The sequence below is a fragment of the Levilactobacillus spicheri DSM 15429 genome (assembly GCF_001435095.1).
In the GTDB taxonomy this organism is placed as follows: Bacteria; Bacillota; Bacilli; order Lactobacillales; family Lactobacillaceae; genus Levilactobacillus; species Levilactobacillus spicheri.
Genome location: NZ_AZFC01000028.1, coordinates 32828 through 45773 on the forward strand (window position 1 = coordinate 32828; position 12946 = coordinate 45773).

Sequence of the window (12946 nt, forward strand, 5' to 3'; positions counted from 1 at the left end):
GCTGGTCACCATCATCAAGAACTACAACGCCGTCACCCTGACGCTGATCTTCTCCATCTTCTACTGGGAAGGCACGTCACGGCTGATCCGGTCACGGACCCTCTCCGAATCGGAGAAGGACTACGTCGCCGCCTCAAAGACCTCCGGGACCAGCAACTTCAAGATCATCTTCCGCGAGATCATGCCGAACATTTCCTCGCTGCTGATCGTCGACACCACCCTCTCCTTCGCCGAAAACATCGGGGTTGAAACGGGGCTGTCCTACCTGGGCTTCGGGTTACCGATTCAGACCCCGTCCCTCGGGACCATGATCTCCAACGCCAACGACCCCAACAACATCACCCAATACTGGTGGACCTGGTTGCCGGCCGCTTTGGAAATCATCATTCTTTGTTTATCCATTAGCTACATTGGTCAAGTTATTCGGCGGGCCGCCGATGCGTCACAACGGCAAGGTGCCGCGGACTAACGACCCATTTGCTAAGTTAAAAAATCACCCATCATTTGAGGAGATGGTGCCACCTCAGTCAGCTCCACACCGCAGTACCCAACGCCGATTCCTGAGGAGAAATCCCCGTTGGCTCAGCTTGATGCCACACACATAACGCAAGGGGGAAATATCATATGGTTAAAAAGAAACTTGTACTCTCGGCGATGGCCGTCTTAGCGACCCTGAGTCTCGCCGCATGTTCCAGCAAGAAGTCCTCATCCCAGTCCGCTGGGACGACGGCTTCCGTCAAGTTATCCACGAATTATAACAATACATCGAAGACTGATTCCAGCGCCACCAAGAACGGCACGCTGAAGTTAGCCGAAGTCAACGACTCCCCATTCCAAGGGATTTCAGACCCCGTCTTAGCGTCCAACGCTGAAGACGCCGACGTCTTTGCGCCCGGTGGCAGTGGCAACCTGTTCAACGTCGACAAGAACTTTAAGATCATCGACGGTGGGCTGGCTAACCAACGTTTAAGCCGGAAGAACAAGACCGCGACGATCACCTTACGGAAGAACGCCAAGTGGTCTAACGGCATGAAGGTCACGGCCAAGGACATCGAGTACGCCTACGAAGTTGTTGCCAACAAGAACACCACTTCGCAACAGTACTCCACCGACTACAACGCCATCAAGGGGATGGCCGCCTACCACGCTGGCAAGGCCAAGACGATTTCCGGAATCACCTACCCTGACGGTCAAAAGGGCCGGTCAGTGGTTATCCACTTCACCAAGATGTCGCCTTCCATGAAGTTCTCTGGTAACTCCTTCATCTGGGGCACCGTTGAACCTTACGAATACATCAAGAACGTCCCGATCGCCAAGTTGGCTTCCTCGAAGCAAGTCCGGAAGAACCCAATCTTCACGGGTCCTTACAAGTTGGATAAGGTCGTCGAAGGTGAATCGACCAGCTGGTCCCCGAACAAGTACTACTACGGGAAGAAAGCGCAAATTGGTCACATCTCCATCAACGTCGTTTCCTCAAACAACATCGACAAGGCCATCCAATCCAAGAAGTATGACGCCGCTGTGCCAAACAATGCTGGTAACCTGGGTGGGACCGACTACAAGAACTTGAAGAACCTAAAGAACTACAAGATCGTCGGTCAATCCGCGTTGAGTTACAGCTACTTCGCCTTCAACTTGGGGTACTACAACACCAAGACGGGCAAGAACGTCTCCGATCCAAACGCCAAGATGGCCAACAAGAGTTTACGTCAAGCCATGATGTACGCCTTGAACCAAGACCAGATTCTCAAGAAGTTCGGGAACGGGGTCTCATGGCGGGCCAACACCTTGATTCCACCAGTCTTCCAGAAGTACTACGATGCTTCCGAAAAGGGCTACGCTTTGAACATGAAGAAGGCCAAGGCACTGTTGGACAAGGCCGGTTACAAGAAGCGTAACGGTAGCAAGTGGCGTTCCGATCCTAAGGGCAAGGCTTTGAAGATCTACTTCGGTGCCATGACCAGTAACGCTGCCAACACCGCTTCGTACCAAGACTACCTGCAACAATGGCACAAGTTGGGCTTGAACGTTCAATACACCGGTGGTAAGCCGATGGAAATGAACAGCTTCTACGACACCCTGCAGAAGCCTAAGCAAAACAAGATGGACATCTGGATCGGTGCTTTGAGCACGTCTTCAGAACCTTCACAATCACAATTGTACGGTGAATCTGCCGCCTTCAACATGGGTCACTTCGTTACGAAGAAGAACACGCAGTTGATCAACGCCATGAACGACAACTCTGCTTGGAACGATACCAAGCGGACCAAGACGTTCAAGGAATGGCAGAAGTACATGAACGAACAAGCCGCCGTTGTCGGCAACAAGTTCAGTTACGCATGGACGCCAGTTAACAAGCGGGTCAAGGGCTTCAACGTCTCCCCTGCTAACAACGAGTTCTACAGTAACCTGACGTTGACGTCTTCGAAGCTTCAATAGTTCTCGCATCATCCGTTTCATCAAATTTAAAAGTGGTGCCGAATCCCGTGAGATTCGGCACCACTTTTTTTGGCGTTGTTTGAATTCTAATTAGTGGTCGCTGTCGATTGCTTCCGCTCAGCTGGGCCGTGACGACCGTGGGCACGAATTCAAGCCACGCAGAGCCCACGTGTCTTGAAGCTCGGCCTTGTGGTAAGCCAGCTAAAGAACGCTGACTAACCACAACTTCACGGTCTGGGCCCAGCTGAGCTCCAGCAATCTTGATGATGGTGGGTCGTCCCATTACTTGGTCTTCCCCACCACGGTCGCCGAGTGGCGTTGACGTTCTCTCACGGCTACGGATACCTATCCCCCGTGAAACCAGCCACACCGACCGAACAGGCTTGCCTTCCTAATTCACTAGCAAGGCCTGTGGCTCGCCCTAATACCGGGCTTCTACCCAGTGCTGAAGTAAGTACACGTTCACGGCCGCCATGACGGCCGTAACGGCGGTGAGGATGCCTAGGCTCAAGGCGATGGCCGCGTTATTCGAGACGCCGCTCACGATGGGCCCCGCCAGCTGCAGCAGCCACTTGCCCATCCAGATCAGGGCCACGATGACCACCACGGCCAAGATGAAGCGGACGATGCGCTGTTGCACGTTGGGCAAGACGGCGCTCAACGCGGTGGTCAGCAGGTGAATCAGCGTGATCATCACCCACATCCAGACGATCAGCACGACGATGAAGAGGGTCGTGTAGAGGACCATTTCAAAGAAGTGCCGCTCCCCCATGGCCGCCTGACCGCCCTGCCAGACCTGCACCAGAACGCCGTGCAGGTCGCTGGCGTGGCCGGCAAGAAAGCCCAGCCCCATCACCAGGGCCTTGACCGCCACGAAGTAGCCAAACGCCACGAACGAGGTCAGCAGGCTGGTCAGGTACAGGCGCGTGTCGGTCACTGGCAGTAACCGGTAGCTGTCGCGGGTCAGGTCGTGCTCGGTGTGAAAGGCCAGCCAGATGAAGACCACCGTGCCCAGGCCGAAGCCGACGCCCATGGTGCTGTTCGCCAGGTCGACCTTGCCCCAGCCCTCGCTGAAGCCGGTCAGACCGACGCTCGCCACCACCATCAGGCCGTACAGGCCCAGGATCCAGTTGGCAATGCGAAATTTTGGCCACCAGAGGGCCTTGAACGTTGCACTAAAGTTCGTCATCGTGAATCTCCCCTTCGTAAATGCCTTCGTAGAACGCCTCGACCCCGATGCCGAAGTCCTGGCGAATCGCCTCACTGCTCTTATGGGCCACCACCGTCTGGTCCTTGACCACCACGACCTCGTCTAAGAGCGGCGCAATCTCGGTGACGTAGTGGTCACTGATCAGCATGGTGGCCTCCGGCTGCTTCCAACGGATGATGCTGCCGATGATGCGTTTGCGACTCATGCTGTCGATACCGGCGAACGGCTCGTCCAGCAGGTACACGCGGGCCTGACGGGCCAGGGTCAGCGCGATGATGAACTTCTCGCGCATCCCCCGCGACAGCTGATTCAAGGCCAGGTCGTCGTCCAATTGCAGGAAGGTGATCAGGTCCAGGTACTTCTGCGCGGCGAAGTCCGGGTAGACGGCCGCGTAGAAGTCGGCGACCTCCCGCAGCTTCATCCCGGGCCGAAAGCCCTGCAGGTGTTCCGTGAAGCTCAGGTTGGCCCGCCGTTGCGGCCCCCGGGTGGCCCCGGCCACGGCGATGTTGCCGTGATTGCCCTTGGCCAGGTCGGCCAACAGCCGCATCAGCGTGGTCTTGCCGGCGCCGTTTTCCCCTAACAGCCCGACGACCCGCCCCGTGGCAATGGTCAGATTCACGTCGGCCAAAATCGTTTTGTAGTTCTTGCGATACGTCAAATCCGTGATCTCAATGGCGTTCGTCATGATGTTTCCCCCTTCGATTCAATGTAAGTCTGGACGGCTTGCACCACGGCCGCATCGTCCAGTCGCAGCGCGTGCAACTGTGTATACAGCGCCGCGACGTCCTGCACGATCAACCGGTGCTTCAGCGCGGCGATTTTCGCCACGTCTTCCGTGACGAAGTTGCCCCGACCGCGTTTCGCGTCCAAAATCCCCTCCGTGACCATCTCGCTCAGCGCCCGTTGTGCGGTATTCACGTTCACGGTCAGATCGACCGCGACCTGTCGCACGGCGGGCAGCTTGGCACCAGGCGCGAGTTCCCCCGCGATTATCTGGTGGTAAAACATAGTCTTGATCTGATAATAAATCGGCACCTTGTCGTCAAATTGCATGATCAGTTCCCCCAATCGTGTTCATTCAATCGTCAACAGTCAGCTCCGAGCTACCGCTGGGCCGTGGCCCCCATCAACAAGACGATCACGGCCAACACCGTGACCAGGGTCAACGACCACAGCAGCGTCAGTACCGGCGCTTGACTCAACAAGACGTAGGTCCCGCCCCCCAGCAGGACCAACGTCGGTAACACGGCCACGCCCCACTTGACGCGTAGCCGCGGGGCGACCCCCTTCTGAACGAACAGAATCACCACAAACAGACACAGCATCGCTAAATTCGGTGTCATTCTTTCAACCTCCCCAGGTTATACTGAAATAGTGTTCTATTTATCTATTACACTATAGCACGATACAATCCTTCCCGCAATCCCCCCGAGTCCCTTTTTGGCCTCATCCGGGCCGTCCGCAGGGAAATTTCGGTGATATTACCCCCAAATTTGCGGTATAATAACCCCATCAAGACGTTGTCGGGGTCTGAGTCTGACAGACCGATCAGTGACGCACATCCCTCGTCTTTTCAGTCTTTTTCAACATAGTCACTGTTAAATTAAGGGCTTACACCACCGGCAATAAATGATATAGTAGAAGTAGGATTTCTATATGCATCGTGAAGGGGTGGCATCCATATGTTACAACAATATAAAAACATTCTAGTTCCCGTTGACGGTTCCAAAGCAACGCAACCGGTCCTTGAGAAAGCCATTGAAGTCGCAAAGCGTAACCAGACTCATCTGGATATCTTAAACGTGCTGGAAGTCAACCAATTCAGCGATACTTACGGTGGCGCTGTCAGTGGCGACGTCATTTACAAGTTATCGCAAGACGTTCAGGACCGCCTGGACGACTTGAAGCAACAGGCGATCAACGCCGGCGTCAAGGACGTCAGCATCCACGTTCGGTTCGGTAACCCCAAGCCGGTTATCGCCCGTGAATTCCCAGCGGACCACGATACCGAATTAATCGTGATCGGCTCGACCGGGCTGACCGCCGTTGAACGCTTAATGGTCGGCTCCGTCACCAACTACGTCAGCCGTTCCGCCATTTGCGACGTCTTGATCGTGAAGCCCGAAGACGTGGCGAACTAAGCCTTAATCTTGATGATTTCGTGAGTCTGGGACCTTGGTCCCGGGCTCTTTTTTGTGACGTGAGCGCGCCACGTCAACCCCGAAAGGAGATTTTCGCCATGCACTGGTCCTATACCCGGGTCTTACCCCCCACCACGCCGCCGCAACCCCTGCGGCAATTACTGACCGCCTGGCTGCTGCCGAGCCACCTGGTCCACAGCCTACGGGTCGCCCAACGGGTCCTGGTCAACGGGACGTATCGGTCGATGAACCAGCTGGTCCGGCCCGGCGACCAGCTCAGCCTGACCTTTCTGCCCGCCGACTTCACGCACCCCTTCCCCGACGTGGCCCCCGACAGCGCGGCCACCGTGTCCGTGCTGTACGAGACGGCCGACCTGCTGGTCATCAACAAGACCCGTGGCAGTAAGACCCATCCCAACCAACCGGGTGAGCGGGGCACCACCTTGAACCACGTCGCCGCGTACCTGGGGTCTGACCAACCCGGGCCCTACATTTTAAGCCGGTTGGACCAGGAGACCACCGGGGCCCTGCTGATGACCAAGACGCCGGCCGTGGTGCCCATCATGGTCCGCAACATCGCCGAAAAGCGCGTCCAGCGGACTTACCTGGCCTGGGTCCACGGGAATTTGGCCGGGACGGGGACCTTCGACGCCCCCATCGGCCGCGACCCGCGGGACAAGCGCAAACGCCAGGTCAACGGCCTGCACGCCCAGCGCGCCATCACCCACTACCAGGTCGTCGACCACCAGCCGGGCGCCACGTTGGTGCGGCTCTGGCTGGAGACCGGCCGGACCCACCAGCTGCGGGTCCACCTGGCCGCCAGCGGCCACCCGTTGATGGGCGATCCACTCTACGGGCCGGCGAACGACCGGAACCGGCTACGCCTGCACTGCTGGCGTCTGGCCTTTCCCCAGCCCTTTACCCTGGCGGACAACGCCCCGACCGTGGTCACGGCCCCGGTCCCGGACGACTTCAATGAGTTGACCCGTTGTCCTTAACCGATTAAACCCAGCCATCGCGTACGAAACATCCGCGGATGCGAAAAAAGGAAGCAAATTCTCAACTTGAGAACTTACTTCCTTTTTGTGTTCAGTCAGCTTAAGTCTCGCCGAATAAACGCTGCGGCAGTGGCGCTTCACTTTAGGTCATACCAGCGGTCAGAACGAAGAATTTCACGAATAGGATCACCAAAGCCCCGATGCCCACGACCAGGTCGGCGCGGTTCAGGAGGTTCTTATCGCGCAGGTCCTCGAAAATCGTGAAGTGGAACTGGATCCCAATCAGGTTCAAGAAAATGGCGGCGGACAGGATCAGGTCATTGCTGGTGGCCAGCCCCGCCACGAGAATCGCGAGGTTATAAAACAACATGACCAGCTTCAACGGGTTGGCGGGGTAATAGACGCGGCGTTCTTCCATGGTAAGCTCCCCCTTTAGGGCGGACTGGGCGCGGCGACCAACGTTCGGGTGCTTTAGCTAGTAGGATACCATCCCCACGGGCGCCTGTCAGGCGATTCGCACCGGTTCGGATCTCCCCCTAACCATCATTATCAGTGGCGAACCAAGCGCACAAAAAAACCGGAGTAACCACACTCCGGCTCCCACTAGCATCATTAGAGTATTCAACGTATTCACAGTTTGTAGTCAGGAAACGCGTCAACTCAAATTAGCTAAATCTCAATATGTAGTTATTGAGCAATTCAACCTACCGGCGATCCACCGACCGCCAGTAGCGTAAGTAAAAACTAATCATCACAATTAATCTATACTCACAAAGACAAGAAACCGCAAACCGTCCAAGTTTGCTCGCTTCTCTGAAAGATTGATTGGTATTACAAGTCTTAGTATAACAAACTTTGTGGTGATTGCAAGCGCTTTCTAAAAAATGCTAATTCTTTTCATCAGTTATCAAATTTGAGGTTAGTTAACTCACTTTGTGAACATCCAAGGGCTGGATTAATTACGGGAGATATGGACCGCCACCTGCCCCCAAGTGCGTTTGACCGAGAGCTGAACCGTCATTTTCAGGGTCAGCCCCTGGTCCAGATTCGACAGGTCCAACTGCCACTTCGGCGACCGTAACCGGTAGTGCGCCAGGATCTGGGTGTCCTCACAGACCGGAAAGGTCAGCCGGTAATCGATGGCTTCCCGCGTGGTTTCCAGCTCCAGGGTGATGACCTTGGGCTGGCCCTGCGCGACCAACGGAATCACCGGCCCCAGCGTCCGGCGCACGATCTCCCCCAGTTGTCGGAGCAAATCGAGGGTCTCGTTGATTGGTTGCGGGATCACCACGTACAGCTGCACCCCGGCCTTGCGGGCAATTAGATAGTCATGATAGATAATATAACGAACGCCTATTTTAGGCACGTTTTCGAGATCCTCGATCGTCAGGTCGGCGGCATTGCTGGTGGTCCACCCCGACCGGATGTTGATATAGAGCTGGCGAAAGTTGGCGTAGTCCCGGTCCGCCAGGTAGCCGCCCAGGCCCAACAACATGTTCTGGTAGTCGTGCCGGAACTTGCGGACCTCGGCCATCTGCCCCTCCAGCTCGGTCGTGTACTGCTCCTGAAACTCCTGGTCGTAGCGCTGGGCGGCCAGGTGCTCCCGTTGCAGGTGGGTCTGCATCACCAGGTACAGGCTGATGGCCACCCCGATAATCAGAAAGCCCATCAGGACCGCCAATAGCAAGATGTTTCCCGTGGGTTCCTGGGCCAGCTGCAGGACCGTTTCCAGGCCCAAAAAGACCAGCAACAAGCCAATCATCAACCCCAACAAGAGGTACTGGCTGAAGCGCCCCAGGATTCCCTGAAACAGGTTTTCCATCGGTGCACGCGTCAGCCACAGGCCCAGGCTCAGTACGGTGAACAGCACGCTGTCGATCACCAACACGGTGACCACGCCCCGCAGGCCAGTGGTGAAGGCCTTCGAGGTCAGCCAGACCACCAGGCTGACGCTGGCGGCGTGGAGCGTCTCGATGGTCAGGTAGACCAGGATGGTCACGTCGAGAAAAAGCGAGATGTAGCGGCGATACCGCCGGGGCATCCGCACCAGTTCGTACCCGATCAGCCCGGCCGCGGGCAACAGGGCCAACCACTCCTGCTGGCTCAGCATGATAAGCGTGTTAACCGTGCTGTACACCGCCGCCAACAGGCCGACACGCAGCAGGAAGGATTGCGGTTGCAGCTGCGGGAACCAATAGTACTGAAAGTAAACTAACCAAAAGGTCAGGACCCAACCCATCAGCCAAAACAATCCGATATCGTGAGTCAGCATGGCCCGTCCCTCCTTTCCAATCGGCGACCCGGAAGCGTCTGCGCAGCGGCCTACTCGCCGGCGTGGAGCGCGGTTACACTAAGTCAGCGGCAAGATGACCAGCAGTTGGCCCCAATGCAGCTTGATGCGCAGCTGGCTGGTCACGTCATCCGGCAAGTCCACCAGCAGGCCGGTCAGGTCCAGCCGAAAGTCCGGACCCACCAAGCTGTGCTGGCCCACGACCTGTACGTCGTCCGGAACCGGGAACGTGATCTGCACGTACGACTCTGGTCCGACCTCCGTGATTTTCAGGGTCACCATGGCCGGCTGTAGCGGCGCGACCGCCTCAATCAATGGCGGCAGCGTCCGCTGGAGGATCTTCCCGACCCGCCGGCCCACGACCACGGTGGCCGTCAGCGGTTGGGGAATCTTCACGAAGAGGTCGACGCCCCGCCGCTGGGCCAACAGGTAGTCGTGGTACAGCGCGTAGCGGACCGGTCCCCGGGGCATGTTGGTCAGGTCATCCAGGGTCAGGTCGGCCGCGTCGCTGGTCTTCCAGCCCGAGCGAATGTCGATGTAAAGCTGGCGAAAGCCGGCGTAGTCGTGATCCTGCAGGTAGCCGCCCAACCCGAGCAGCATGTTTTGGTAATCGTGACGAAACTTGCGAACGGCCTGCATCTGCCGCGTCAGCTCGGTGGTGAACTGTTCCTGAAAGGCCTGTTGCTGACGCTGAGAACGAGCGTGGTTGTGCTGCAGGTGCGTCTGAACCAGCATGTAGGTGCTCAGCGACAGCCCAATCATCAACGTCCCCGAGACGGTGGCCAGAAACAGCATGTTGGTCGCGGTCCAATTTAACAGCTGCAAGACGTACTCGAACATCATGTAGACGATGCCCACGCACAGCATGAAGCACAGGAAGAAGTACTCGCTGATCTCGCCCTGAACCGCGCGAATCAGGTTCTCCATCGGCGCCTGGGTGCCCATTAACGCGATGATCAGCAGGGCAAACACGATGTTGTCGAAGACCAGCTCGGTCACGGTCCCCTTCAGGCTCGCCGCGAAGCCCACGTTGGTCAGCAACACGGTGATCGAGATGCTGGCGGTGTCGACGAACTCGGTCATCAGGTAGACCAGAATGGTCACGTCGAAGAAGGCGGGAATCGACCGCCAGTGGTCCCGCCCCAGTAACGCCAGCTCCGTCCCAATCAGGAAAAAGGCCGGCAACGCACTCAGCCACGAGGGCGAGCCGTGAAAGACGTACCGAATCCCGACCACCAGGCTGGCGTAGATGAGCCCCATCAAGAAGCAAAAACCGGTGAATGGTTGCGGCCGCAACTGGGGAAACCAGTAGTACTGGAAGTAGACCACCCAGTAGGTCACGGAGACCGCCGCCAACCACAGGCTTAACGCGCTAACCTGCATCATGATCGTCCACCTCCTTGGTCAGGATGACCGTCATGTACAGCCGTCCCCGTTTTAAGACAATCTGAATCGCCGCGTTGGCCGTCTGGTTGATGATCTCGTTGACCGTGCTCAGGCCCAGACCGTGATTCTGGCCCTTGGTGGTGTAGCCCGCTTGCATGAACTGGTTGATTTTCGGCGGGTTCGTCACCGAGACCGGGTTGGCCACGGCCAGCTCCACGGCGTCCGGGTAATCCAGAATGGCACAGTAGATCTCGGGCAGGTCGCCTACCAGCGGCGCTTCGATCGCGTTGTCCAGCAGGATGCCCATGACCCGCAGTAACTGCACGTTGTTCATGGGAATCGCCTGGACCTGGTCGGGAATCTCGAGGCGAAAGTGCCAGCCGCGGTTCTGCGCCGCCAGGATCTTCTGGAAGAGCAAGCTCTTGAGCGGCGGATCGTTCAGCCGTTGAAAACCGTCGACCTCCAGCCCGACCAGTTGCTTGGTGGTCTGCCAGTGGTCGTCCAGGGTCTTGAAGTAGGCTTCCAGGCCCGCATAGTCCTCGGCGTCGAGGTAGTCGCCTAGCTTCAGCATCTGCTTCTGATAGGTGTGCTTGAAGTCGCGAATGGCCCGGACCTGGTCGGAGATTCGTTGGTCATAGCGGGTCTGCAGCACGCTGGCCTGATAATCGACCAGGGCGTGCTGCCGGGAGAAGAAACTGCGCAAAAAGAGAAAGAGGCTGATAACAATCAACGCCACCATCAGCGATTCGATGCTCAGGGCAAAGGTCAGCAGGCTGTGCGGCAGGTTCAACCGGTGAATCACCGCCGTGGAGAGCTCGGTCATCAGCCCCAGGGTGCCCAGGAGCGTCAGGACCGTCCACTGTTCCTTGCGGCTAAAGGCCAGTTGCGCCAGGTTGCCGGGTTGGATGCGCATCCCCCGCACCCCCAGCGAAATCAGAAAGTAGGCGCCCACCTGCGCGGTCAAGCGGAACGCCACGCCCAACGTGCTGTTGGCGAAGACCGCGCCCCAGATTTCAATCGTGCTCTGGTAAAAGAGGTCGTTGATCAGGATGACAATCAGGGCAATCACCAGCGTCACGTTGACGAAGATGACCGCCAATTGTCGCCGGTGTCGCAACAGGTAGCTCCAGGCAGCCAGCGGGGGAATCACCAGCGCCCAGGGCTGGCCGATCAGGGCCGTCACCAGGGCCCAGCCGACCCACTGAACCGGCAAAAGCCAGGTCTGCGGGCGAATCTCACCGATCCACAGCGTCCAGAACCCCTGCATGACCATGGCCAGCACAAAGTTGACCCAGAAGTTTTGATCGAACAGATGAAAAATCACCGGTTATCACCCTCCCGTGCCTTCAAGTGCTTCTGCACCAAGGTTTTGACCGCATGAAACTTCCGCGTCGCCACGTCCGTCTGATCGCCATTGGGGAAAATCAACCGGCGGTTTTCGGCGTCGAGCCCACTGACGTTGTCCAGGTTGACCAAGAAACTCTTGTCGACCCGGTACAGGTCGGGGTACGCGTCCGCGATGTCCTTTAGATAACCCGGGAACTCGACCAGCTGGCTGACGGCGTGGACCGAGACCTTGTGGGGCGTCTCCGCCGTGGCGACGAAGTAGACGTCCCCCATCGGCAGACTAAAGGTCCGCCCCCCGATCGTGTAGCGAAAGAGGTTTTCCGTGTTCGCCAGATAGGTCGTGTAGCGCTGATAGCCATAATCGATATTTTCCCGCAGCTTCTGATCGACCTGGACGCGCCCCAGGTCCTTGACGATGAAGTCCATCGGCTCCACCTTCCGCTCAAAGGTCAAGAGGGCCATCTCGGAGTGCGTGGTCACGAAGACGATCTCGGCAAAACCCAACTGTTGGCGCACGGCGATGGCCGCCTCGAGGCCGGACATGTCCTCGGCGGGAAACTCGATGTCCAGGAAAAAGAGCGCGTACTTCGGCTGGTCCTGCTGTAATTGCGTCAGCAAGGCGCGTGGACTCGGCGTCGCCAACTGGATTTTCATGTCATAGTCGTTGATCATGATGTACCGTTGCACGATTTCCGTATAGTGTTCCAGCTGGGCCGGATTGTCTTCACAAAGATAAACCGATAACACTTCTATCACCCCCTTCACATATTCACCTTTAATGTAACGTGAAAGCGTTTGACTTGCAATCCCTTTGCGTGCAAAAAACGGCACCGTCTCTCGGACGATGCCGTTTTCCATGGACCGCGTCTTTGATTGAGATTAAATAAGCACTCCCCCAAGTTCTTCTTAATCCGGTTGTCGACTGGTCGCAAATTTTTATTATCTTACTCCTCGGCACACTGTCATTCATGTCCCTATCTCTTAGGTGATGGCCAAAACTACCGCATGATGTAGTTTCCCCAAAAGTCAGTGATAAGTCTTACTGACCTCATCCAACACAGATAGAATACCATGGATTGACCCAATCAACTGATAACCTACAAAAACGTCAAAAAACCAACGTTTAAGTGTTAAC

Annotated in this window: 13 protein-coding genes; 4 read left to right on the plus strand and 9 right to left on the minus strand. The window is 56.9% G+C overall.

The genetic code is table 11. The features are described from left to right. Positions 1–469 (plus strand): ABC transporter permease (locus FD37_RS13175; protein WP_235807865.1); only part of this gene is annotated, 469 nt, incomplete at its 5' end. 155 nt (positions 470–624) lie between these two features. Next, on the plus strand, positions 625–2439 hold the full coding sequence (locus tag FD37_RS08200) for an oligopeptide ABC transporter substrate-binding protein (RefSeq protein WP_056964699.1): 1815 nt from the start codon (positions 625–627) through the stop codon (positions 2437–2439). Between the two features lie 421 nt (positions 2440–2860). Here FD37_RS08200 and FD37_RS08205 read toward each other — a convergent pair whose 3' ends face one another. Genes FD37_RS08205 through FD37_RS08220 form a run of 4 tightly spaced genes read right to left on the minus strand, consistent with a single transcriptional unit; the run spans position 2861 to position 4992 of the window. Continuing rightward, a complete protein-coding gene (locus FD37_RS08205) occupies positions 2861–3628 on the minus strand; it encodes a hypothetical protein (RefSeq protein WP_045806227.1) in 768 nt (255 codons plus the stop codon). After that, complete coding sequence (locus FD37_RS08210; protein WP_056964701.1) at positions 3615–4334, minus strand: ATP-binding cassette domain-containing protein; 720 nt, start codon at positions 4332–4334, stop codon at positions 3615–3617. The genes FD37_RS08205 and FD37_RS08210 overlap by 14 nt, the downstream gene beginning before the upstream one ends. Beyond that, positions 4331–4702 carry a GntR family transcriptional regulator gene (locus FD37_RS08215; protein WP_056964703.1) on the minus strand — a complete coding sequence of 124 codons (372 nt, stop codon included), beginning with the start codon at positions 4700–4702 and terminating at the stop codon, positions 4331–4333. Before FD37_RS08215 ends, FD37_RS08210 begins: the two co-directional genes overlap by 4 nt. 50 nt (positions 4703–4752) lie before the next feature. Continuing rightward, positions 4753–4992, minus strand: coding sequence for a hypothetical protein (locus FD37_RS08220; protein ID WP_056964705.1), 240 nt, complete (start codon positions 4990–4992; stop codon positions 4753–4755). 339 nt (positions 4993–5331) lie between these two features. On the opposite strand from FD37_RS08220, the gene FD37_RS08225 reads away from it, so the two are divergent. Together FD37_RS08225 and FD37_RS08230 are read left to right on the plus strand one after the other, a co-directional pair. Further along, a complete protein-coding gene (locus FD37_RS08225) occupies positions 5332–5790 on the plus strand; it encodes a universal stress protein (protein ID WP_045806223.1) in 459 nt (152 codons plus the stop codon). 98 nt (positions 5791–5888) lie between these two features. Continuing rightward, complete coding sequence (locus FD37_RS08230) at positions 5889–6788, plus strand: RluA family pseudouridine synthase (protein WP_056964707.1); 900 nt, start codon at positions 5889–5891, stop codon at positions 6786–6788. Positions 6789–6930: 142 nt separating this feature from the next. Here FD37_RS08230 and FD37_RS08235 read toward each other — a convergent pair whose 3' ends face one another. The 5 genes from FD37_RS08235 to FD37_RS08255 form a co-directional block, all read right to left on the minus strand. Beyond that, entirely contained in the window at positions 6931–7206 is a 276-nt protein-coding gene (locus FD37_RS08235) for a hypothetical protein (RefSeq protein WP_045806221.1), read from the minus strand. 537 nt (positions 7207–7743) lie between these two features. Continuing rightward, the gene (locus FD37_RS08240; RefSeq protein ID WP_056964709.1) at positions 7744–9060 is read right to left on the minus strand and encodes a hypothetical protein; all 1317 of its coding nucleotides are present in this window, start codon (positions 9058–9060) and stop codon (positions 7744–7746) included. Positions 9061–9138: 78 nt separating this feature from the next. Further along, on the minus strand, positions 9139–10464 hold the full coding sequence (locus FD37_RS08245) for a hypothetical protein (protein WP_056964711.1): 1326 nt from the start codon (positions 10462–10464) through the stop codon (positions 9139–9141). Beyond that, a complete protein-coding gene (locus FD37_RS08250; RefSeq protein WP_225436323.1) occupies positions 10451–11788 on the minus strand; it encodes a sensor histidine kinase in 1338 nt (445 codons plus the stop codon). Before FD37_RS08250 ends, FD37_RS08245 begins: the two co-directional genes overlap by 14 nt. Continuing rightward, entirely contained in the window at positions 11785–12558 is a 774-nt protein-coding gene (locus FD37_RS08255; protein WP_056964713.1) for a response regulator transcription factor, read from the minus strand. The genes FD37_RS08250 and FD37_RS08255 overlap by 4 nt, the downstream gene beginning before the upstream one ends. Positions 12559–12946 lie beyond the last annotated feature (388 nt).